Consider the following 22439-nt stretch of genomic DNA (forward strand, 5'->3'; position numbering starts at 1 on the left):
CCCCCGCGCAACGCCCAGCTGCCTGTCGGGGGCCGGACGTACCGTACCGACGACTCCAATGCTCCACGAGGGGAACCCGATGAAGAAGTCAGCCTGGCTGCCAGCCGTCATCGCACCGGTCGTCGTCGCCGGCGCCGTTGCCGCGCCGATGATCGCGAACGCCGCGAACGACCCGATCGCGGGGACGAACCCCAGCGCGGCGGCCGTCATCGCCAGCATCGCGAAGTCGTCGGACGCCCAGTACTCGGGGAAGCTCTCGCAGACGAGCGCACTCGGGCTCCCCGAACTGCCCACCGGGTCCGGCGGCTCCTCGCTCGAGGGCGACGCCTCCGACGTGCTCGGGCTGCTCACCGCATCGCACACCGCCCGGGTCTACGTCGACGGCCCCGACAAGCAGCGCGTCCAGCTGACGCAGCAGCTCGCCGAGCAGGACGTCGTCCGCAACGGCTCGGACGTCTGGACCTGGGACTCGACGGAACGCACGGCCACGCACGTGACCTTGCCGAGCGACACCGCGAAGGACCCGCAGGGCGGCACGACCACCCCGGCCGACATCGCGAAGCAGGCCATCGACGCGATCACCCCGACCACCACTGTGTCGAAGCCGACCGAGGTCAGCGTCGCCGGACACGACGCCTGGCAGATCACCCTCACGCCGAAGTCGTCCGACACCCTCGTCGCAGCCGTCCGGTTGGCCGTCGACCAGCAGACCGGTCTCCCGCTCCGTGCGAGCGTCCAGGCCGCCGGCGCGGACGACCCCGCGGTGCAGGTCGGGTTCACGAGCCTCGACTACGGCGCCCCGGCAGCCCGGCTCTTCGACTTCACCCCGCCGTCGAACGCGAAGGTGACCGAGAAGGACCTGTCCGAGGCCGGATCACACGCGAGGGGCGAGCACGGCGACCACCGTGGCACCCCGAACGGTGACGAGCCGACCTTCACTGGCACGGGCTGGAGCACCATCGCCGAGCTCCCCGCCGGCACCGTCGACCGGTCCGGGCTCGAGGGCGAGGCTTCCGGCCTGCTCGACCAGCTGACGAAGCCTGTCGACGGCGGCCGTGCCGTGCAGACGTCGCTCGTCTCGGTCTACCTGACCGACGACGGCCGCGTGCTCGCGGGTGCCGTGCCGGTCGCCTCCCTGGTCGACGCCGCGAAGTGAGCGCGGACGACCACGAGGTGAGCACCGCCGGCCACGCGGTGAGCTCAGCCGACCACCAGGCGAGCACGGCCGGACCGGGACCCGACCTGGCGATCCGCACCACGGGCCTCCAGAAGGTGTTCCGCAAGCAGCGCGCGGTCGACGGGATCGACCTGGCGGTGCCGCGCGGCGCGGTGTTCGGGTTCCTCGGGCCGAACGGTTCCGGCAAGACCACCACGATCCGGATGCTGCTCGGGCTCTCGAGCGCGAGCGGCGGCACCATCGAGCTGCTCGGCGAACCGATGCCGAAGGCGCTGCACGAGGTGCTGCCCCGCGTCGGCGCGCTCGTCGAGGGGCCGGCCTTCTACCCGTACCTGTCCGGCCGGGCGAACCTGCAGCGCTTCGACGCCGCCGACCCCACGTCGGACCCGCGCACCCGCAAGGCCCGCGTGGCCGGTGCCCTCGACCGCGTCGGGCTGACCCACGCGGCGGACAAGAAGGCGCACGCGTACTCCCTCGGCATGAAGCAGCGACTCGGTCTCGCGAACGCCCTGCTGTCCCCGCGTGACCTGCTGGTGCTCGACGAGCCGACGAACGGCCTCGACCCCCAGGGCACGCGCGAGGTCCGCAACCTCATCCGCTCCCTGGCCGACGACGGCACCACGGTGTTCGTGTCGAGCCACCTGCTGGCCGAGATCGAACAGGTCTGCACGCACGCAGCCGTCATGCGGACGGGCAAGATCGTCGCGCAGGGCCCCCTCGACGAGCTGCGCGCAGCAGGGGCCCGGACCGTGACCGTGCGGACGCCCGACGTCGGGCAGGCCGGTACTGTCCTCACCCGACTCGGGCTCACCCCGCGGCACGACGGCGGGGCCGACGTGCTGGTGGCCGACCTGCCGAACGAGCTGCTGCCCGAGACGATCACCGCGGAACTCGTGCGCGCCGACGTCCGGGTCCGCGGCCTGACGGTGGGCGGCGGCACCCTCGAGGACCTGTTCGTCGCACTCACCGGAGAGGGATTCGATGTCGCAGCCTGATGCGGCCGTACGCGACCTGCCCGTCCGCCGCCGGCAGCGCCCGTTCGCACTGCTCGGTTCCGAACTCGCGCTGGTGTTCCGGCGTCGCCGCACCTGGGCGATGCTCGGGGCGCTCGCGCTCGTGCCGATCCTGATCGCGGTCGCCGTGAAGCTCACGACCGACGGCGACGACGGCGGGCCGGCGTTCCTCGGCGACATCACCAACAACGGCCTGTTCGTCGCGTTCACCGCACTGACCGTGTCGATCCCGCTGTTCCTGCCGCTGACCGTCGGCGTGGTCGCCGGGGACACCGTCGCGGGCGAGGCCAGCCACGGCACGATCCGCTACCTGCTCGTCGCACCGACGGGCCGCGTGCGGTTCATCCTGGTGAAGTTCGCCGGTGCCGTCGCGTTCTGCCTGGCCGCCACGCTGCTGGTGGTGCTGGTCGGCGCGGCGATCGGCGCCGTGCTGTTCCCGATCGGCCCCGTCACGCTGCTGTCCGGCACCCAGGTCGGTGGGTGGTCGTACGCCGGCCGTGCCCTGCTGCTCGCGCTGTACGTCGCGATGTCGATGCTCGGGCTCGTGGCGATCGGCATGTTCACGTCGACGCTGACGAACGTGCCGGTCGGCGCGATGGCCGCGACGGTCGTGCTCGCCGGGGCGTCGCAGGTGCTCGACCAGCTCCCCCAGCTCGACTGGCTGCACCCGTTCCTGTTCTCGCACCAGTGGCTCGGGTTCGGCGACCTGCTGCGCGACCCGATCTCGTTCGACTCGTTCGGGTCGAACGCGGTGCTGCAGCTCGGGTACGTCGTGGTGTTCGGGGCGCTGGCGTACAGCCGGTTCGCCTCGAAGGACATCCTGAGCTGACGCGGCAGGGGCCCGACACGAAGGTGTCGGGCCCCTGCAACGCTCAGCTCGTTCCGCTCGCTCAGCTCGCGGGCGACGCCGATCCGCCGGCCATCGTCTCCGTGTCGGTCCCCCGCGCGTCGGCGTACCGGTCGCGCAGGTCACGGGCCTTCTCGGAGCGGTACCAGTCGAGCCGCGCCCCGGTCTCCACCGTCTGCATCCCGATCACGACCTTGCCGCGGGACTTCATCTCGGCCAGGTCCTCGTACGCCTCGACGATGTACACGAACGGGTAGAAGCCCGAGATCAGGACCTGCACGCGGCGGTCCTGCACGGCCTTCGCCAGCAGGGTGAGCAGCTCGCGCGTCTCCTCGTCCTCGGCGGGTGCGCGGAGGAACCGGACCTCGATGTCCCGGCGCTCCTCCGACGACACGAACCGCTCCTGGCCGACGCCGAGCCGTTCGGCCAGCAGCTCGGCGTTGCTCTCGCCGTGGTTGTCGATGAACGCGGTGATCGGCCGGCCGTCGGCGATGTCGCGGATGCGGTCTTCCTCGCCTTCGCCGTAGGCGACGGGCAGCGTGCCGATCTGCCGCAGGTAATCGTGGTTGCGAGGGCTGCCGAGGGCGATCACGGTCGCGCCGGCGTCGTGCGCCAGCTGGCACTCGATGTGTCCGACGCCACCGGCTGCGGCCGAGATCACGACGGTGTCCTGCGGTCCGAGCCGGAGCGACCGGACGACCGACACCGCGGTGCAGCCCGCCAGGTACAGGCCGCCGGCGACCTCCCACCCGACGTGCTCCGGCTTCTTGATGACGGCGCCGCGCGGCACCGCGATCCACGTGGCGTGGGCGCCGCCGGTCGGCGCGTGCCCCATCACCTCGTCGCCGATGCGGAGGTCCTTCACGCCGTCGCCCCGCGCGCGCACGATGCCGGCGAAGTCGACGCCCTGGTGTGCGGGGAACTCGAGGTCGACGTGGTCGCGGAGCTTCCCTTCGCGCAGGAACCGCTCGATGTGGTTCAGGCCCGCGGCCACGATCTCGACGACGATCTCGCCCGGTCCGGCCTCGGGCTTCTGCTGGGGGACGAGCTCGACGACGTCGAAGTCGCCGTACCGGTCGTACTGCACTGCACTGCCGACTCGCATGGGTGCTCCTTCGCTCCAGGTGTGCGTCCGTGCTACTCGGTGTTCCCGCACGCAACCCGAAGACGTGGGGTACCGCGGCTGTGGACGTGACCAGACGACGGACTGGAGGCCGTGGCGGCGCCGCCACGGGCCTCCAGGCCGCCGTCACGCACGTCCACCGCGCGTGGGGACCGGGCTCAGTGCTTGCCGGCCGCCGCGATGACGGCGCGGACCGTCTCGGGGTCCAGGCGGAACGCCCGCGGGTCGGCGTCGCCCCGGGGCACGCGGACCGGTGTCGACCAGACCGAGCCGTCCGCGGCGACGTCGACGACGAGTGCGCCGCTGTCGACGACGGCCGATTCCTCGTCATACGGGCCGACGACGTCGGTGTCGTTCGCGACACCGGGGGCGACGAGGACCGGGACGCCGGCGAGCGACCCGGCGAAGTGGTGGTGGTAGTGGCCGGCGAGGACGACCCGCACGTCGGAACCGCGGATGACGTCGGCGAGCGCCTCGGGGTTCTGCAGGCGGAGGGCCTCGTGCAGATCGGTCGGAGCGGGCAGCGGCGGGTGGTGCAGGACGACGACGGTGCCGTGCGGGGCGTCGTCCGGGCCGCTGTGGGCGTCTTCGGCCAGGGCCGTGCGCAGGTGCTCGAGCGCCGTGTCGCTGAGCTCGCCGTACCCGGCACCCGGGACGCTCGTGTCGACGGTCACGATCCGGCGACCCGCGACGACCGACCGCCCGGAGACCGGCACCGTCGGCGGCAGGTACTCCATCGTGTGCATCAGCGCGGTGCCGCCCTGGCCCAGGACGTGCCCGTTCGCCAGGACCTGCCGGAAGCCCTCGCGCAGGTCGTGGTTGCCGGGGACCGCGACGACGGCCGCACCGTGCCGTTCCGCCCAGCCGCCGACGCGGTCCCGCACGATCGCGTAGGACTCCGGGCTGCCGTCCTCGGAGACGTCGCCCGAGACCACCACCAGCCCGATGCCGGGCACCTCGTCGACGTGGGCGAGCAGCCGTTCGAGGGCGGCCGTGGTGTCGACCGCGCCCTGGTGCAGGGCTCCGTCGCCGGTCAGGTGGGTGTCGGAGAGGTGGAGGATGCGGAGGGTCCCGGCTGCTGGCGGCTGCATGCGTCCACGGTAGCCACGGCCCCCGTCAGTCCGGCGCGGCCGCAAGCTGGTCCTCCAGGTTGAACACCTCGGGCAGCACCCGCGCCGTCTGGTCGGCGCGCCCGGTGGCCCCGGCGAAGAGGTCCTGCATGTGCGCCTCCCACGCCGCGGCCACCTCGGAGGCCGCGAGTGCGGCGTCCGCATCGGCCACCGAGTCGGTCTCGTAGTACCCGATGAGCAACCCGTCGTCGTCGAGGAACAGCGAGTAGTTCCGCCGCCCCGCCGCCGCGATCGCCCGGAGCATCGCCGGCCACACCGCGGCGTGCCGCTCGCGGTAGGCGTCGAGCAGCTCGACCTGCACCTGCAACCGGAAGCAGACGCGGGTCACCGTCCGGCCTGTTCGCGGCGCCGCTGCTCGGCGTCGTGGACGCTGCGCTCGTCGGCGGTGCGGACCGTCCCGGTGACCGTGGTGACGGTGCCGTAGCGCTCGGCTTCGATCGCCTCGAGGGTCTTGCCCTGGGTGCGCGGTGCCCAGATCGTGCCGACGAGGAACGACAGCGCGAGGAGCCCGAGGATCAGGCCGCCGAGGGCCCGCAGCCCGATGTCCGACAGCAGCAGCGGGAACCAGATGCTCAGCAGGCCGACCATGACGCGGGCGGCCAGGAACAGCACGCCCTGGGCGCTGGCGCGGTACCGGGTGGCGAAGAGCTCGCTCGTCCAGAGGCCGTAGAACGCCTGCGCGCCGATGCCCGACGAGATGCCCCACGCCACGGCGAAGAACAGCAGGGTGCCGAGGTTGGCGGGCGCAAAGATGAGGACGGCCCACGCGATGATCGCCAGCACGGCACCGGCGGCGTAGAGCGCGCGGCGGCTGACCCGGTCGGCGTACCGCATGAAGCCGAAGTACGTCGCGGCGACGGTGCAGCCCCACACCAGGATCTGCAGTCCGTACTGCTCGGTGACGCTCGTGACCCCGGTCGCCGCGTACACCCGGGGCTGGAAGATGCCGGCCTGCCCGGCGACGGTGTTCCAGAGCGCGTAGACGCCGAACAGGAACAGCATCGCGGTCAGGTTCTTCCGGCGGCTGAACAGCTGCGTGATCCCGTGGAAGAAGTTCGCCGTGCCGGTGGCCGCGCGCTCGTCCTTCCAGATCGCCGACTCGGGCAGCCCGCGGCGGAGCCACCACACGATCGCGGCGACGACGAACAGGTGGGCGAAGATGAGGCGGCTGCCGAGCAGGCCGAGCGGGGCCGCGGCGATCGCCAGGGCGAACCCGACCATCGGCCCGATCGACCACGCGAGCTGTGCCGTGCCGACGTGGGCCGCGCGCTTGTCCGCAGGGGCCTGCTCGGCGATGTAGGTCCAGCTCGCCGGCACACCCGCACCGACGGCGATGCCGGTCAGGATGAAGCCGACCAGGAGCATGCCGTAGCTGCCGGCGAACACCGCGAGCAGGATGCCGAGCATGTAGAGGAGCAGGTCGTACGTGTAGATGAACTTCCGGCCGTACCGGTCGCACAGCGGTCCGCCGACGATCGCGCCGAGGGCGGCACCGAAGGCGTTCGCGGACAGGCTCGCGAGCAGGCCGACCTCGAGGTCGCCGATCCGGAACTCGGCCTGCCAGAGGCTGAGGCTCGTGGCGATCGCGATGATCGACCCCGACTCGATGTAGTTCGACATGGCCACCGAGACGGTGGCCTTCCAGCCCGTGGTGTTCCGGGCTCCGATGCGGACCGCCATTGGTCCTCCGTTCGCGTGTTCGTCGGTGAATCGTTTCAACGGGACGACGAGGACGATAGCGCTCCGGTGTGCGCGCTGGCAAGAGCGGGTTCGCCGGGCACCAGCCGCGTACCTCGCACCGTGCGCGGGGTCGCCCGACCCGTGCGAGATTGCGCCCGCACCGTGCGAGGGGGCGTTCGCCCCGTGCGAGGTTGCGCACTCGGTGCGAGCCTTTCCACCCCGCACCGAGTGCGGAACCTCGCACCAGCCGCACGGCTCGCACCGGCCGCGCGCCTCGCACCAGCCTCACGCCTCGCACCGTGCGCGGGCAGTCGACGCGACACCCCACGGACGGGAGGCCCGGTACCGGCTCGCCCCGTGCCTCCCGTCCGCGTTTTCCACAGATCACGGCGCGGGCCGACCGCGCGGACCGCGCCGATGCCAGGATGGCCACATGGCGGTCAGTGTGCGAGAGGTGGCAGCGCTCGCGGGCGTGTCCCTCGGCACGGTGTCGAACGTGCTGAACCGCCCCGACAAGGTCGCTCCCGGCACCGTGGAACGCGTGCAGTCGGCGATCGCGACGCTCGGGTTCGTCCGCAACGACTCGGCGCGCCAGCTCCGGGCCGGGCGCAGCTCCACCGTCGGCCTCATCGTGCTCGACGGCGGCAACCCGTTCTTCACCGACGTCGCCCGGGGTGCCGAGGACGCCGCGATGGACAACGGCCTCGCGGTGCTGATCGGCAACTCCGACGAGTCGACCGACCGTGAACGCACCTACGTCGACCTGTTCGAGGAACGCCGTGTCGCCGGACTCCTGATCTCCCCAGCCGGCGACGACCTGTCCCGCCTCGCGCGGCTGCGTGATCAGGGCACCGCCGTGGTGCTGGTGGACCGCCGCGCCGACGACGAGCACTTCGCCTCGGTCTCCGTCGACGACGTCGCCGGCGGCCGCATCGCGGTCGAGCACCTCGCGGCGATCGGCCGCACCCACATCGCCTTCGTCGGCGGGCCGTTCGGCATCCGCCAGGTCGCCGACCGGCACGCCGGGGCACTCGCCGCCGCCCAGGCCGCGGGCATCCGGCTCGAAGCCCTGCCGACCACCTCGCTGTCCGTGCTCGAAGGGCGCCGCATCGGCGAAGCGATCCAGGCCCGCCCGGCCGCCGAACGCCCGGATGCCGTCTTCGCCGCCAACGACCTGCTCGCAGTCGGGCTCGAACAGGCCTTCATCATGCGCGGCACCATCGCGGTGCCCGAGCAGATCGCCATCGTCGGCTACGACGACATCGCGTTCGCCGAGTCCGCCGTGGTCCCGCTGACGTCGGTACGGCAGCCGGCGCAGGACCTCGGCCGCCGCGCGATCGAACTCCTGACGAAGCAGGTCGAGCAGGGGCAGGACATCGACCTCGAGCACGTGGAGTTCACACCGGAGCTCGTGGTGCGGCAGTCCTCCGTCGCCGACGCCTAGGGCCCGGTCCGGACACGGCTCCCCCGCCGCCTACGATCGGAGCATGGTGCATGTCCCCCGGCGCGACGGTCCGCCGAGCGTGCACCACGTCGCAGCCCGGGCCGGGGTCTCGCTCGCCACGGTCTCGAACGTCCTGAACCACCCCGAGCGGGTCGCCGACGCCACCGCAGCACGGGTGCGCGACGCGATCGACGAACTCGGGTACACACCGAACCGCAACGCCCGGGCGCTGGTGTCCGGCAGCACCCGAGCGATCGGTCTGGTCGTGATGTCGCTGCGGAACTCCCTGTTCAGCGACATGGTCAACGGTGCACAGCTCGCCGCACGGGAACGCGGCTTCACCCTGCTGATCGCGAGCAGCGAGGACGACCTGCAGGCACAGGGTGAACACCTGGCCTACCTCGAGAGCGCCCGGGTGTCGGGGATCCTGCTCGCCTCGATGACGGAGTCCCGCGACCAGGTCGAGGTCGCGCGGCGCCACGACCGACCCGTCGTGTACGTCAACTACGAGCCGACCGAACTCGACGCGTGCGCGGTGGTCGTGGACAACGAGCAGGCCGGGTTCCTGGCGACCGAGCACCTGATCGAGCGTGGCTGCCGACGCATCGGGTTCGTGAGCGCCCGTCCGGACCTGCAGCCCGTCGACCGCCGACGGGCCGGCGTGCTGCGGGCCGTCGCGGCGCACCCCGGGGTCGTACTCGTCGACGTCGACGCCGGGGACATCGACCCGCCCGGAGGCACCGACGCCGGGCTCCGCATCGCCCGGATGCCCGAGGACGAACGCCCCGACGGGGTACTGGGTGTGACCGACCTGCTCGCGATGGCCGTCGTCTCCGAACTCCGGGCCGCCGGGATCCGCGTCCCCGAGGACATCCCCGTGTCGGGCTGCGACCACAACTCCGTGGCGTGGGGTGGTGCGGTGCCGCTGACCTCGGTGACGATGCACGGCTCGGAGATGGGTGCGGCGGCGGTGGAACTGCTGCTCGAGGAGCTCACCGACCCGATGCACGTACACCGGACCGTCGTGCTCGGCAGTGAGCTGGTGCCGCGAGAGAGCACGCTCGGTCGCGAGGGCGCGGCCGCAGCAGCCGCCGCCGCAGCCGTCGCGGGCACCACGCCGAGCGACCCGAGGCGCACCGAGGCCTGACCGGCGGCGGACCAACCCGCGAAAGCGACACATCCGCGGGTCGTCGCTGCGTCCGGTCCGCCAGAGCGACAGATCGGCGCGAACGTTCGGCGGCACACTGTCGCTTTCGCGGACAGTGGGCCGCGGGCCGCGGCAGCGGGCTGCGGGCAGCGGGCAGCAGGCAGTGGACTGCGGGCCGGGCCGGCGCGCACGAGGCGACCCGGGCCCGCGAACGCGACCGGGCGCCGGACGGGAGGCGCGGGGCGGGGCCGGTACGGGCCTCCCGGCCGGCGGGCGGCGCGACCACCGCACGGTGCAGCACCGCGCGTCGGCTCGGTGCGAGATTCCGCACTCCGTGCGAGCCCGCGCGCCCGTCACCGAGTGTTGAACCTCGCACCGAACGACGAACGAGCGAGCGAGCCTGCGGCATCGCGTAACGAAATCGGCACAGCGATTGACACGCTTCAATCCTCGTGGTTCCATCCTGATTGAAACGTTCTAAAACGCAGTAACCGGACCCCGCGACGGCGCGGGATCCGGGTCCGTTTCACCCGGGGTACCCCAGCCCCGGGCCTTACGAGGAGGTAAGGAATGTCAGTTCGTTCCGTGACCAAGCGCGCGATCGCCATCGGCGGCGCGACGGTCCTGATCGGCGGGCTCGCAGCGTGCTCGTCCGGCGGCTCCGCCGACGAAGGCGGCGGCAAGGTCGAGATCACCTACCAGGCCGACAACGCCCCGGCCACCGCGGCCACCGCGAAGCCGCTCATCGAAGCCTTCGAGAAGGCCAACCCCGACATCACCGTCAAGTTCGACACCCGGCCCCAGGGCACCGACGGCGACAACCTGATCAAGACCCGCCTGTCGACCGGCGAGGCCGCCGACGTCTTCAACTACAACTCCGGCTCGCTCATGCAGGCACTCAACCCGGACAACACCCTGGTGGACCTGTCCGACGAGAAGTGGGCGAGCGACGTCGACCCACAGTTCACCAAGGTCGTCAGCACCGACAAGGGCATGTACGGCGCCCCGTTCGGCACGAGCTTCGGCGGTGCGGTGCTCTACAACACGAAGGTCTACGACGACCTCGGCCTGAAGGTCCCGACCACCTGGGACGAGTTCATCAGCAACAGCGAGAAGATCAAGGACGCCGGCGACGTCGCCCCGATCATCCAGACCTACGGCGACACCTGGACCAGCCAGCTCTTCGTCCTCGGCGACTTCGCGAACATCACCGCGCAGGACGACAAGTGGGCGGACGACTACACCGCCAACAAGGAGTCCTACGCCGACGAACCCGCTCTCGCCGGGTTCGAGCACCTCGCCGAGGGCAAGGACAAGGACCTCTACAACGAGGACTACGCCTCGGCCACGCAGGCGAACGGCCTGAAGATGCTGGCCGACGGCACCGGCGCGCAGTACCCGATGCTCACGAACGCGATCTCGGCGATCCAGCAGGACTCCCCCGACGCCGTCGACGACATCGGCGCGTTCGCCCTGCCGGCCGAGGACCCCGCGGACACGAACCTGACGATCTGGGAGCCGAACGGCCTGTACATCCCGAAGACGACCACCGGTGACAAGCTGGCGGCCGCGAAGAAGTTCGTCGCCTTCGCGAACTCCACCGAGGGCTGCCAGGTGCAGAACGACACCGGCACCCCCGCCGGCCCGTACGTCATCTCGACCTGCTCGCTGCCGGACGACGTGCCCCCGATGATCGACGACCTGCAGCAGTACCTGGACGACGGCAAGGCGAGCCCCGCGCTCGAGTTCCTGTCCCCGATCAAGGGCCCGAACCTCGAGAAGATCTGCGTGCAGGTCGGCTCGGGCATCACCACCGCGAGCAAGGGCGCCGACCAGTACGACGACGACGTCGTCCAGCAGGCACAGCAGCTCGGCATCAAGGGCTGGTGATCGGCGTGACCGCGACCCTCACGACGGCGGTGGCCCCGCCGCAGACACGCAAGGCCGGCCGCCCCGGACCAGCGCGCAAGCGGATGCGCTCGTTCTACCCCGCGTGGTTCTTCATCCCCGCGATCGCGCTGTACGTCGTGTTCTTCGCGGTCCCGACCTTCGCCGGGTTCTACTTCTCGCTCACCCGCTGGACGCTGTTCGACCAGACCTTCATCGGCTTCGACAACTTCGTCCGGTTCTTCCAGGACCCGCAGCTCGTCTCCGGGTTCGTGCACACCTTCCAGTACGGCTTCGTGACGAGCGCGGCGAAGGTGGTCCTCGGACTCGCCCTCGCCCTGCTCCTCACGTCGCCCGTGCTGGGGCGCGGCTACCTGCGGGCGGTCGTGTTCTTCCCGGTGCTCGTGTCGACCATCGGCATCGGCATCACGTTCAAGGCGTTGATGGACCCGTTCCACGGGATCATCAACGGCGCGCTGGGTTCGGTCGGCCTGCCCACCCCCGGGTGGCTGACCGACCCGGCGCTCGCCCTGTGGAGCGTCGCCGCGGTGGACGTCTGGAAGGGCGTCGGCATCGCGACGCTCATCTTCATCGCCGGCATCGTGGCGATCCCGCAGGAGTACTTCGAGGCGGCGCGGGTCGACGGCGCGAGCGCGTGGTCGATCTTCCGGAACATCACCTTGCCGCTGTCCCGCCCCGCGATGGGCACGGTCATCATCCTGTCGCTCATCGGCGGCCTGCGGTCGTTCGACCTGATCTGGGCGATGACCGGCGGCGGGCCGGGGTTCACGAGCGACGTGATCGCGAGCGTGATCTACAAGCAGTACCAGGCCGGGTTCTACGGTCTGTCCACCGCCGGCAACGTGGTCCTGTTCGTCGTCGTCACGGCGATCATGGTGCCGATCTCGTGGCTCCTCAACCGCAAGGAGGCGGACCTGTGACCGCCGTCACCACCCCCGGGACCGGCCACGCGCCGGCGTCCGGCAGCCGCCGCCCGACGCCGGCGAGCCGGAACCGCCACCCCGGTCGTGCCCGCCGGTGGATCATCGGCTCGATCGCCATCGTCGTCAGCTTCGTCGTCTTCCTGGTGCCGTTCGTCTTCGTCCTGCTCCAGGCGGCGAAGAACCCGGCCGAGGCGAACCAGCTCGGCTTCAGCCTGCCGACCGACTGGCAGCTGTGGCAGAACCTGCAGGCGGTGTTCCAGAGCGGTGACGGCGGGATCCTCCGCGCGTTCTGGAACAGCGCCCTGCTCACCGTCGGCAGCGTCACCGTCATGGTCGTGTTCTCCGCGATGGTCGGGTACGTCCTGCAGCGGCGGCCGAGCCGGTGGAACGCCCTGATCAACTTCTTCGTGCTGGCGGGGCTCATCGTGCCGCCGGCGATCGTGCCGACCATCTGGGTGCTGCAGGGGCTCAACCTGTTCAAGACCATGGGCGGGATGATCCTCATCGAGGCGACCTTCGGCCTGTCGTTCTGCATCCTGCTGTTCCGGGCGTTCGTGGCGACGATCCCGAAGGAGCTCGACGAGGCCGCCGTGCTCGACGGCGCCGGCCCGATCCGCCTGTTCTTCGGGGTGGTGCTGCCGCTGCTCAAGCCCGTGATCATCACGGTCGTGCTCGTGCAGTCGGTGACGGTCTTCAACGACTTCACCAACCCGCTGTACTTCCTGCCGGGGTCCGAGAACGCGACGGTGCAGCAGACGCTCTACGCGTTCCAGAGCCAGTCGGTCAGCCAGCTGAACCTGCTGTTCACCGACGTGCTGCTCATCACGATCCCGCCGCTGATCCTCTACGTCTTCTTCAACCGTCAGATCGTCGCCGGCATGACCAGCGGCGCCGTCAAGGGCTGACCGCCCACCCCGGCCTGGAGGCGCGACCCGCCTCCGCCACACCGCCCACCCGGGCGGACGGCCGGGCCCACGACCCCCGCACCGGTCGACGACGACCGGTCGCGTGAAAGGACCACCACATGACCACCTGGACCGCACCGTTCATCGCGGCCGACACCGACCTCGGCAGCGCCCCGATCCTGCGTCGGGAGTTCCCCCTCGACGACGGCCACGGCGCCGTCACCGCCGCCACCCTCGACGTCAGCGCCCTCGGCGTCGTCGAGGCCTGGCTCGGCGGGCAGCGCGTCTCCGACCACCTGCTCGAACCGGGGTGGACGAGCTACGAGTGGCGCATCCGCGTCGTTTCGCACGACGTCACCGAGCACCTGACCGACACGCTCCCCGGCCAGCCGGCCGTGCTCGCGCTCGTCGTCGGCAACGGCTGGGCCGCCGGACGCCTGGCCTGGGGCGGCGGTGGTGGCTGGTACACCGACGAGCGCGCCGGGTTCGCCGAACTCCGGATCACCTTCGCCGACGGGCACGAGCAGCACGTCACGACCGACACCGACTGGCAGGCCCTGTCGAGCGCGATCACCGCCGACCAGCTCTACGACGGGCAGGACATCGACGCCCGACTCCGCGACGGCTCGTTCCTGACGCCCGGCGAGGTCACCGTGCCGAGCGTCGACGGGCACCAGGGACGGACGAGCACGGTGCACACGGTCGACATCGGCGAGCGCGAACTCGTCGCCGACACGGTGCCGCCGGTGCGCCCGCTGGCCGAGATCGCCCCGGTGGCGATCTGGACGAGCCCGTCGGGAGCGACCCTGCTCGACTTCGGCGTGAACCTGGTCGGGTGGCTCCGGGTCACCGCGACCGGCCCGGCCGGCACCGTGCTGACCCTGCAGCACGCCGAGGTGCTCGAGCACGACGAGCTCGGCACCCGCCCCCTGCGTACCGCGAAGGCGACGGACCACTTCACCCTGCGCGGTGACGACGAGCCCGAGACGTTCGAGCCCCGGTTCACGTTCCACGGGTTCCGGTACGCGCAGGTCGACGGCTGGCCGGGCACGCACGACGAGCTCCGCGCTGCGGTCACCGCCGTGCAGGTCGGGTCGGACCTCACCCGCACCGGCACGTTCGCGTCGAGCCACGAGCTGCTGAACACCTTCCACGACAACGTCGTCCGGGGCATGCAGGGCAACTTCCTGAGCGTGCCGACGGACTGCCCGCAGCGCGACGAGCGACTCGGCTGGACGGGCGACATCGCCGCGTTCGCCCCGACGGCCTCGTACCTGTTCGACACCCGGACGTTCCTGGCCGACTGGCTGCGCGACGTCTGGCTCGAGCAGCAGCACGCCGACGGGGTCATCCCCTTCGTGGTGCCGGACGTGCTGAAGTACTCCCCCGCCGAGGACTTCGGCACGCCCGACGCGACCGCCGTCTGGTCGGACGCCGGCGTCTGGGTGCCGTGGACCCTGTACCAGGCGTACGGCGACACCGCGGTGCTCGAGGAGCAGTTCGACTCGATGGCCGCACACCTGCGCCGGGTCCGTGACCACCTGTCCCCGGAGGACCTGTGGGACACCGTGTTCCAGTTCGGCGACTGGCTCGACCCGGACGCCCCGCCCGAGGCCCCGGCCGACGCGAAGGCCGACAAGGGCGTCGTCGCGACGATCTGCGCCTACCGGTCCGCGACGATCGTGGCGGACGCGGCGGAGTTGTTGGGCGGTCACGAGGCGGAAGCAGCGGAGTTCCGGGAACTCGCCACGCGCCTCCAGGCCGGGTTCCGCACCCACTACCTGCAGGACGACGGGCGGATCCTGTCGGACGCGACCACGGTGTACACGCTGGCGATCGTGTTCGGGATCCTGTCCGAGCAGGAGCAGGCCGTGGCCGGCGACCGTCTCGCCGAGCTGGTCGAGGCGTCCGGGTACCGGATCTCGACGGGCTTCGCCGGGACCCCGTTCATCACCGACGCGCTGACGCAGACGGGCCACCTGGAGGACGCCTACCGGCTGCTGCTGCAGACGGAGTGCCCGTCGTGGCTGTACCCGGTGACGATGGGCGCGACGACGGTGTGGGAGCGGTGGGACTCGATGCTGCCGGACGGCACGATCAACCCGGGTGAGATGACCTCGTTCAACCACTACGCACTCGGTGCCGTGGCGGACTGGATGCACCGGGTGGTGGGTGGCCTGTCGCCGCTGTCGCCGGGGTACGAGTCGGTGCTCATCGCCCCGCAGCCGGGCGGTGGGCTGACGTGGGCGGAGACCTCGCTCGACACCGTGCACGGGCACGTCGCGGTGCGGTGGGAGCTCGTCGACGGGGAGTTGCGCGTCCGGGCGACCGTGCCCGAGGGCGTGATCGCGGTGGTGCGCCTGCCGGGTGCTGCGGAGCAGCGGCTCGGCGGCGGCACGCACGACCTGCGCTCGCCCGCCGCCGTCCCCGCCGCGTAGGGGTCTGACGGGCGGAAGGTGGGCCGGTCACGGTGGGTGCGCGGGACGCCTGGCGGCGTTCGCCCGGCATCGCGCCCCCGGGCGGGCTTCGCGCCCCGACTCTTCGGGGCGCGAAGACCGCAACTGGGCGCACAGCCCGCCAGCGCAGCCGCCCCCTCGCTCCGCGAGCAATCCGCCCGTCCCACGCCCGTCCCACGCTCGTCCCACGCCCGTCCCACGCCCATCCCACGCCCGTCCCGTATCGCGCCCCCGTACGCGCATCGCGCCCCGACTCTCCGGGGCGCGATGACCGCAACGGGGTGCGCCGACGCAGCACCACCCACCACACGGTTGCGGCAGCCCGCCGCGCGCCGTACTGTATGAAACGATTCAATCGCACACGAGGAAGTGACACGATGACATCGACCCCGAGCTTCGCCGGCATCGCCGACCAGCTGGCACGACAGCAGATCGAGCTCCCCAGCTGGGCCTTCGGCAACTCCGGCACCCGCTTCAAGGTGTTCAGCACGCCGGGCACCCCGCGCGACCCCTACGAGAAGATCGCCGACGCCGCCCAGGTGCAGGAGTACACCGGCCTGGCGCCCACCGTCGCACTGCACATCCCGTGGGACCTGGTGGACGACTTCGCCGACCTCAAGCGCCACGCCGAGGAGCACGGGGTCTCGCTCGGCACCGTCAACTCGAACACGTTCCAGGACGACGACTTCAAGTTCGGCGCCCTGACCCACGTCGACGAGACGATCCGGCAGAAGGCGATCGACCACCACCTACGCTGCATCGACGTGATGGACGCCACCGGCAGCCGCGACCTGAAGATCTGGCTCGCCGAGGGCTCGAACTACCCCGGTCAAGAGGACATGCGCTCCCGCCAGGACCGTCTGCACGAGTCGCTCAGCACGATCTACGACCGCCTCGGAACCGACCAGCGACTCGTGCTCGAGTACAAGTTCTTCGAGCCGTCGTTCTACCACACGGACGTTCCCGACTGGGGCACGAGCTACGTGCAGACGGCGGCACTCGGGCCGAAGGCGATGGTCTGCCTCGACACCGGCCACCACGCCCCCGGCACGAACATCGAGTTCATCGTGATGCAGCTCCTGCGCCTCGGCAAGCTCGGTTCCTTCGACTTCAACTCGCGCTTCTACGCCGACGACGACCTGATCGTGGGCGCCGCGGACCCGTTCCAGCTGTTCCGGATCCTGGTCGAGGTCATCCGCGGCGGCGGCTACGACAACCCCGACGTGGCGTTCATGCTCGACCAGTGCCACAACATCGAGGACAAGATCCCCGGCCAGATCCGCTCGGTGCTCAACGTGCAGGAGATGACGGCCCGCGCGCTGCTCCTGGACCGCGTCGCACTGACCGCCGCACAAGAGGCGCACGACGTCCTCGGTGCCAACGAGGTCTTCATGGACGCGTACCAGACCGACGTCCGGAAGGACCTCGCCGAGTGGCGCGAGTCCCGCGGCCTGCCGGCGAACCCGATGCGCGCGTACCTGGAGTCGGGCTACCAGCAGTCCATCGCCGAGGACCGCGTCGGCGGCGTCCAGGCCGGCTGGGGCGCGTAGGAACATGACGAACACAGTGGAGGCACGGGTGGACCCCGCAACGCACGGCACCGACGCAGACACCACGATCAAGGCGCTCATCGCGCGCTCGAACGCGCTCGGCTCGGATCCGCGGATCACGAACTACGCGGGCGGCAACACCTCCGCCAAGGGCACCGACACCGACCCCGTCACGGGCGAACCGGTCGAGCTGCTCTGGGTGAAGGGCTCCGGGGGCGACCTCGGCACGCTCACCCCGGCGGGCCTCGCGGTCCTGCGCGTCGACCGCGTCCGTGCCCTCCAGGACGTCTACCCCGGGGTGGAGCGCGAGGACGAGATGGTCGCCGCGTTCGACTACACGCTGCACGGCAAGGGTGGTGCCGCGCCGTCGATCGACACCGCCATGCACGCCCTCGTCGACGCCGCCCACGTCGACCACCTGCACCCCGACGCCGGCATCGCGATCGCCACGGCGGCGGACGGTCCGGCCCTGACCGAGCGGATCTTCGGCGACCGGGTCGTCTGGGTGCCGTGGCGCCGGCCCGGGTTCCAGCTCGGGCTCGACATCGCAGGCGTCAAGCGTGACCACCCGCAGGCGATCGGCACGATCCTGGGCGGCCACGGGATCACCGCGTGGGGGGACACGAGCGACGAGGCCGAAGCGAACTCCCGCTGGATCATCGACACCGCCGAGCAGTACCTCGCGGAACACGGCACGGCGGAGCCGTTCGGCGGCCTCCGAGCGGGGTTCGAAGCACTGCCGACCGACGAACGTCGCGCACGCGCCGCAGCCCTCGCCCCGACGATCCGCGGCATCGCCGGGCACGACAAGCCGGTCGTCGGGCACTTCACCGACAGCGACGTCGTGCTCGAGTTCCTGGCGAGTGAGCGCGCCGAAGCACTCGCGGCACTCGGCACCAGCTGCCCGGACCACTTCCTGCGCACCAAGGTCAAGCCGCTCATCCTCGACCTGCCCGCAACGGCCTCCGTCGACGAGCAGACCGCCCGCCTGCACGACCTGCACGAGCAGTACCGCGCGGACTACCAGGCGTACTACGACCGGCACGCGACGCCGGACTCCCCCGCGATCCGCGGCGCCGACCCGCTCATCGTGCTGGTGCCCGGCGTCGGGATGTTCTCGTACGGCAAGGACGCCCAGACCGCCCGCGTCGCCGGCGAGTTCACCGTCAACGCCATCAACGTGATGCGCGGTGCCGAGTCCGTCAGCACCTACGCCCCCATCGACGAGGCCGAGAAGTTCCGGATCGAGTACTGGGCCCTCGAAGAGGCGAAGCTGCAGCGGATGCCCGCACCGAAGAAGCTCGCGACGCGCATCGCCCTGGTCACCGGAGCCGCATCGGGCATCGGCAAGGCGATCGCGAAGCGCCTGGCGGCCGAGGGTGCCGCCGTCGTCATCGCCGACCTCGACCTGGCGAAGGCGCAGGAGACCGCCGCCGAGATCGGCAACGGCGACCGCGCGATCGGCGTCGCCGCGAACGTGACGGACGCCGCCGCGATCGACCAGGCGATCCAGCAGACGCTGCTGCACTTCGGCGGCCTCGACCTCGTCGTGAACAACGCGGGGCTGTCGCTGTCCAAGAGCCTGCTCGAGACCACCGAGCAGGACTGGGACCTGCAGCACGACGTGATGGCGAAGGGTTCGTTCCTGGTGTCGAAGGCCGCGGCGAAGGTGCTCATCGAGCAGGGCCTGGGCGGCGACATCGTCTACATCTCGTCGAAGAACTCGGTGTTCGCCGGGCCGAACAACATCGCGTACTCCGCCACGAAGGCCGACCAGGCCCACCAGGTGCGGTTGCTCGCGGCCGAGCTCGGTGAGCACGGCGTCCGCGTCAACGGCATCAACCCCGACGGCGTCGTGCGCGGCTCCGGCATCTTCGCGAGCGGCTGGGGTGCCAACCGCGCCAAGACGTACGGCATCGAGGAGCAGGACCTCGGCAAGTTCTACGCGCAGCGCACGATCCTGAAGCGCGAGGTCGTGCCCGAGAACGTCGCGAACGCCGTCTACGCCATCTGCACCGACGACTTCTCGCACACCACCGGCCTGCACGTGCCCGTCGACGCCGGTGTCGCCGCGGCCTTCCTGCGGTAGCGACGACCGACGAACACCGAGCAGGAGCAGAGCATGCACACCAGCGGCAGCGTCGCCGCGGTCGACCTCGGGGCCACCAGCGGCCGGGTGATCGTCGGCCACGTCGACCCCGACGGGGTCCGGATGGACCACGTCGCCCGGTTCCCGAACGGCCCGGTCACCGTGCACGAGGGCGACGCCGACACCGGCCGCGACGCCCTGCACTGGGACGTCGTCGAGCTGTACCGACAGGTGACCGAGGGGCTGCGGCGCGCGTTCGCCGAGCACCCCGCGATCGCCAGCATCGGCATCGACTCGTGGGCGGTCGACTACGGCCTGCTCCGCGACGGCCGACTGCTCGGGCTCCCGTCGCACTACCGCGACGACCGGCACCAGGGCGGTGTCGTCCCCGTGCACGACCGGATGGCCGCCACCGAGCTGTACGCCCGGAACGGCTTGCAGCACCTGCCGTTCAACACCCTGTTCCAGTGGGCTGCCGACCCGTCGCTGCAGCTCGCGCAGCGTGCGCTGCTGGTCCCCGACCTGCTCGGGTACTGGCTGACGGGGGTCGAGGCGGCCGAGCGCACGAACGCGTCGACGACCGGGGCCCTGAACGCGACCACCCGTGGGTGGGACCCGGCGGTGCGGGCTGCTGCGGGCCTCCCGGCCGGGCTGCTGCCCACGCTGCGCGACCCGGGCGACCGACTCGGCCCGCTGCTGCCGTCCGTCGCCGAGCTCGTCGGCGGGCAGGCCGACGTGACCCTGGTCGGCTCGCACGACACGGCGAGCGCCGTCGTCGCGGTCCCCGCGACGGAGCCGGACTTCGCCTACATCTCGTCGGGCACGTGGTCGCTCGTCGGCGTCGAGCTCGACGCGCCCGTCCTGTCGGACGCGGCACGACGCGCGAACTGCACGAACGAGGGCGGTGTCGACGGCCGCGTCCGGTTCCTGAAGAACGTGTCCGGACTGTGGCTGCTGTCGGAGAGCGTCCGCACCTGGGAGCGCGGTGGCGACCACGTCGACCTGGAGGCCCTGCTCGCCTCCGCCGCGGCCGTCACCGCCCCGGTCCCCGTCTTCGACCCCGCGGACGAGTCGTTCACGGCACCCGGCGACATGCCGGCGCGGATCGCCGCGTGGTGCGCGGCGCACGGGCTGAGCGCCCCCGCCTCGCGGGCGGAGTTCGTCCGGAGCATCCTCGAGTCACTCGCGACGGCGTACGCCGAGACCCTGCGCACCATCGCCGACGTGACCGGCAAGGCCATCCGGGTCGTGCACGTCGTGGGCGGCGGCTCGCAGAACCGGCTGCTCTGCCAGCTGACCGCGGACCGCACCGGCCTGCCGGTCGTCGCCGGACCGGTCGAGGCGACCGCACTCGGCAACGTGCTGGTGCAGGCGCGCGCCGCTGGACTCGCGGGCCTCGGAGGGGCTTCACTGGAGGCACTCCGCAGCATCGTCGCACGGAGCGTCGAGCCCGTGCGGTACACCCCGTCGGCGTCGTCGCGCGCCGATCCCGATCGATCCCCCGTCAGGAGCCTCGCATGACCACGACCGACGACCAGCACCGGATCGACCCCGCGACCGGGGCACCGGCGCCCGCGACCGGCTCCGCGTCCGCCGCTCGCACCCGGGTCAAGCGGCAGCTGCCGACGGTGCGGGACCTCGCCCCGCTCATGCAGTTCAAGAAGCCTTCGCTGCCGGGTCGGCGTCAGCGCCTCGAACAGGCCTTGACGATCTGGGACCTGCGGGACATCGCCGCCCGCCGCACCCCGAAGGCCGCGTTCGACTACACCGAGGGTGCGGCCGAGGCGGAGATCTCACTGGCCCGCGCCCGGCAGGCGTTCGAGGACATCGAGTTCACCCCGGCGATCCTGCGGGACGTGTCGCGGGTGGACACCTCGCGTCAGGTGCTCGGGGCGCCGGTGTCGTACCCGTTCGGCATCGCGCCAACGGGTTTCACGCGGATGATGCAGACCGAGGGCGAGCGGGCCGGCGCCCGGGCCGCCGGACGTGCCGGCATCCCGTTCTCGCTCTCCACGATGGGCACCACCGCGATCGAGGACGTCCGCGACGCCAACCCGCACGGGCGCAACTGGTTCCAGCTGTACATGTGGAAGGACCGCGAGAAGTCGATGGCGCTGGTCTCCCGCGCCCAGCAGGCCGGGTTCGACACCCTGCTCGTCACCGTTGACGTGCCCGTCGCGGGTGCGCGGCTGCGGGACAAGCGGAACGGGTTCTCGATCCCGCCGCAGCTGAGTGCCCGGACCGTGGTGAACGCGATCCCGCGGCCGTGGTGGTGGTTCGACTTCCTGACCACCGAACCGCTGGCGTTCGCGTCGCTCGACCGCTGGTCCGGCACCGTCGGCGAGCTGCTCGACCACATGTTCGACCCGACCGTCACCTACGAGGACCTCGCCTGGATCCGTGACCAGTGGCAGGGCAAGATCGTCGTGAAGGGCGTGCAGTCCCTGGCGGACGCCAAGCGTCTGGCCGACCTGGGCGTCGACGGCATCACGCTGTCGAACCACGGTGGCCGGCAGCTGGACCGCGCCCCGGTTCCCTTCCACCTGCTGCCCTCCGTGGTCAAGGAGGTCGGGAAGGACACCGAGGTGCACCTCGACACGGGCATCATGTCCGGCGCCGACATCGTCGCCGCGGTGGCCCTCGGCGCGAGGTTCACGATGGTCGGCCGTGCCTACCTGTACGGGTTGATGGCCGGCGGCGAGGCCGGGGTGGACCGGATGATCCAGATCCTGTCCGAGCAGATCGAGCGGACCATGCGGCTGCTCGGGGTGGCCTCGCTCGACGAGCTCGAGCCGGGGCACGTGACGCAGCTGCAGCGGTTGCAGCCGATCCCCCGGGCCTGAGCGGTCGGCTCCCCGTTCGTTGCATCGTGCACGTTCGGGCGTCGGACACCGGGCGTTCGTCGGTCGATTTCCGTGACGCCCCCCGAACGGGTCACAAATGATGCAAGATGTCCGTGGACGTGTCAACGAAACCCTCGGCATCCGGCCGGCTGGTGCGTCCGTCCCTCCCCGCATCCTGCGCCCGAGCATCCACGAGGAGCCCGA

The 22439-nt window shown here is 71.3% G+C and carries 17 protein-coding genes; 13 read left to right on the forward strand and 4 right to left on the reverse strand.

Annotated elements, in window-relative coordinates:
- Positions 1–79: 79 nt before the first annotated feature.
- Genes DEJ19_RS13565 through DEJ19_RS13575 form a run of 3 tightly spaced genes read left to right on the forward strand, consistent with a single transcriptional unit; the run spans position 80 to position 3019 of the window.
- A complete protein-coding gene (locus DEJ19_RS13565; protein ID WP_146250718.1) occupies positions 80–1156 on the forward strand; it encodes a LolA family protein in 1077 nt (358 codons plus the stop codon).
- A 38-nt stretch (positions 1157–1194) separates the two neighbouring features.
- Positions 1195–2172, forward strand: coding sequence for an ABC transporter ATP-binding protein (locus DEJ19_RS13570; protein WP_111101409.1), 978 nt, complete (start codon positions 1195–1197; stop codon positions 2170–2172).
- Positions 2159–3019: an ABC transporter permease gene (locus DEJ19_RS13575; protein ID WP_027466217.1), complete on the forward strand. Its 861-nt coding sequence runs from the start codon at positions 2159–2161 to the stop codon at positions 3017–3019. Before DEJ19_RS13570 ends, DEJ19_RS13575 begins: the two co-directional genes overlap by 14 nt.
- Before the next feature lie 61 nt (positions 3020–3080).
- Here DEJ19_RS13575 and DEJ19_RS13580 read toward each other — a convergent pair whose 3' ends face one another.
- The 4 genes from DEJ19_RS13580 to DEJ19_RS13595 form a co-directional block, all read right to left on the reverse strand.
- Positions 3081–4142: an NADP-dependent oxidoreductase gene (locus DEJ19_RS13580; protein ID WP_111234046.1), complete on the reverse strand. Its 1062-nt coding sequence runs from the start codon at positions 4140–4142 to the stop codon at positions 3081–3083.
- Between the two features lie 176 nt (positions 4143–4318).
- A complete protein-coding gene (locus DEJ19_RS13585; protein ID WP_111234047.1) occupies positions 4319–5251 on the reverse strand; it encodes a metallophosphoesterase in 933 nt (310 codons plus the stop codon).
- Between the two features lie 25 nt (positions 5252–5276).
- The gene (locus DEJ19_RS13590; RefSeq protein ID WP_071405041.1) at positions 5277–5618 is read right to left on the reverse strand and encodes an L-rhamnose mutarotase; all 342 of its coding nucleotides are present in this window, start codon (positions 5616–5618) and stop codon (positions 5277–5279) included.
- Positions 5615–6970, reverse strand: a complete 1356-nt coding sequence (locus tag DEJ19_RS13595) for an MFS transporter (RefSeq protein ID WP_220035342.1) — start codon at positions 6968–6970, stop codon at positions 5615–5617. The genes DEJ19_RS13590 and DEJ19_RS13595 overlap by 4 nt, the downstream gene beginning before the upstream one ends.
- Before the next feature lie 433 nt (positions 6971–7403).
- On the opposite strand from DEJ19_RS13595, the gene DEJ19_RS13600 reads away from it, so the two are divergent.
- From DEJ19_RS13600 to DEJ19_RS13645, 10 genes are all read left to right on the forward strand, one after another.
- Positions 7404–8414: a LacI family DNA-binding transcriptional regulator gene (locus tag DEJ19_RS13600; RefSeq protein WP_111029965.1), complete on the forward strand. Its 1011-nt coding sequence runs from the start codon at positions 7404–7406 to the stop codon at positions 8412–8414.
- 43 nt (positions 8415–8457) lie between these two features.
- Entirely contained in the window at positions 8458–9561 is a 1104-nt protein-coding gene (locus DEJ19_RS13605; RefSeq protein ID WP_111234048.1) for a LacI family DNA-binding transcriptional regulator, read from the forward strand.
- Positions 9562–10131: 570 nt separating this feature from the next.
- Positions 10132–11451 (forward strand): ABC transporter substrate-binding protein, encoded by a 1320-nt coding sequence (locus DEJ19_RS13610; protein WP_111234049.1) that lies wholly within the window; start codon positions 10132–10134, stop codon positions 11449–11451.
- A gap of 5 nt (positions 11452–11456) precedes the next feature.
- On the forward strand, positions 11457–12389 hold the full coding sequence (locus DEJ19_RS13615; protein WP_258370860.1) for a carbohydrate ABC transporter permease: 933 nt from the start codon (positions 11457–11459) through the stop codon (positions 12387–12389).
- A 101-nt stretch (positions 12390–12490) separates the two neighbouring features.
- Positions 12491–13297 carry a carbohydrate ABC transporter permease gene (locus DEJ19_RS13620; RefSeq protein ID WP_071405118.1) on the forward strand — a complete coding sequence of 269 codons (807 nt, stop codon included), beginning with the start codon at positions 12491–12493 and terminating at the stop codon, positions 13295–13297.
- Between the two features lie 119 nt (positions 13298–13416).
- On the forward strand, positions 13417–15735 hold the full coding sequence (locus DEJ19_RS13625) for a family 78 glycoside hydrolase catalytic domain (protein WP_111234051.1): 2319 nt from the start codon (positions 13417–13419) through the stop codon (positions 15733–15735).
- Between the two features lie 395 nt (positions 15736–16130).
- Positions 16131–17303, forward strand: a complete 1173-nt coding sequence (rhaI, locus tag DEJ19_RS13630) for an L-rhamnose isomerase (protein ID WP_111234052.1) — start codon at positions 16131–16133, stop codon at positions 17301–17303.
- A 4-nt stretch (positions 17304–17307) separates the two neighbouring features.
- Complete coding sequence (locus DEJ19_RS13635; protein WP_111234053.1) at positions 17308–19392, forward strand: bifunctional aldolase/short-chain dehydrogenase; 2085 nt, start codon at positions 17308–17310, stop codon at positions 19390–19392.
- A gap of 33 nt (positions 19393–19425) precedes the next feature.
- Entirely contained in the window at positions 19426–20913 is a 1488-nt protein-coding gene (locus tag DEJ19_RS13640; RefSeq protein ID WP_111234054.1) for a rhamnulokinase, read from the forward strand.
- Positions 20910–22235 carry an alpha-hydroxy acid oxidase gene (locus DEJ19_RS13645; protein WP_181441617.1) on the forward strand — a complete coding sequence of 442 codons (1326 nt, stop codon included), beginning with the start codon at positions 20910–20912 and terminating at the stop codon, positions 22233–22235. The genes DEJ19_RS13640 and DEJ19_RS13645 overlap by 4 nt, the downstream gene beginning before the upstream one ends.
- The last annotated feature ends 204 nt before the right edge of the window (positions 22236–22439 follow it).

Source organism: Curtobacterium sp. MCSS17_016, assembly GCF_003234255.2.
Classification (GTDB): domain Bacteria; phylum Actinomycetota; class Actinomycetes; order Actinomycetales; family Microbacteriaceae; genus Curtobacterium; species Curtobacterium flaccumfaciens.

Bases quoted from the DNA above. Each gene is read 5' to 3' on its own strand.
- DEJ19_RS13565 (WP_146250718.1), top strand. From the start codon at position 80: ATGAAGAAGTCAGCCTGGCTGCCAGCCGTCATCGCACCGGTCGTCGTC.
- DEJ19_RS13575 (WP_027466217.1), top strand. From the start codon at position 2,159: ATGTCGCAGCCTGATGCGGCCGTACGCGACCTGCCCGTCCGCCGCCGG.
- DEJ19_RS13580 (WP_111234046.1), bottom strand. From the start codon at position 4,142: ATGCGAGTCGGCAGTGCAGTGCAGTACGACCGGTACGGCGACTTCGAC.
- DEJ19_RS13585 (WP_111234047.1), bottom strand. From the start codon at position 5,251: ATGCAGCCGCCAGCAGCCGGGACCCTCCGCATCCTCCACCTCTCCGAC.
- DEJ19_RS13595 (WP_220035342.1), bottom strand. From the start codon at position 6,970: ATGGCGGTCCGCATCGGAGCCCGGAACACCACGGGCTGGAAGGCCACC.
- DEJ19_RS13600 (WP_111029965.1), top strand. From the start codon at position 7,404: ATGGCGGTCAGTGTGCGAGAGGTGGCAGCGCTCGCGGGCGTGTCCCTC.
- DEJ19_RS13605 (WP_111234048.1), top strand. From the start codon at position 8,458: ATGGTGCATGTCCCCCGGCGCGACGGTCCGCCGAGCGTGCACCACGTC.
- DEJ19_RS13610 (WP_111234049.1), top strand. From the start codon at position 10,132: ATGTCAGTTCGTTCCGTGACCAAGCGCGCGATCGCCATCGGCGGCGCG.
- DEJ19_RS13625 (WP_111234051.1), top strand. From the start codon at position 13,417: ATGACCACCTGGACCGCACCGTTCATCGCGGCCGACACCGACCTCGGC.
- rhaI (WP_111234052.1), top strand. From the start codon at position 16,131: ATGACATCGACCCCGAGCTTCGCCGGCATCGCCGACCAGCTGGCACGA.
- DEJ19_RS13635 (WP_111234053.1), top strand. From the start codon at position 17,308: ATGACGAACACAGTGGAGGCACGGGTGGACCCCGCAACGCACGGCACC.
- DEJ19_RS13640 (WP_111234054.1), top strand. From the start codon at position 19,426: ATGCACACCAGCGGCAGCGTCGCCGCGGTCGACCTCGGGGCCACCAGC.
- DEJ19_RS13645 (WP_181441617.1), top strand. From the start codon at position 20,910: ATGACCACGACCGACGACCAGCACCGGATCGACCCCGCGACCGGGGCA.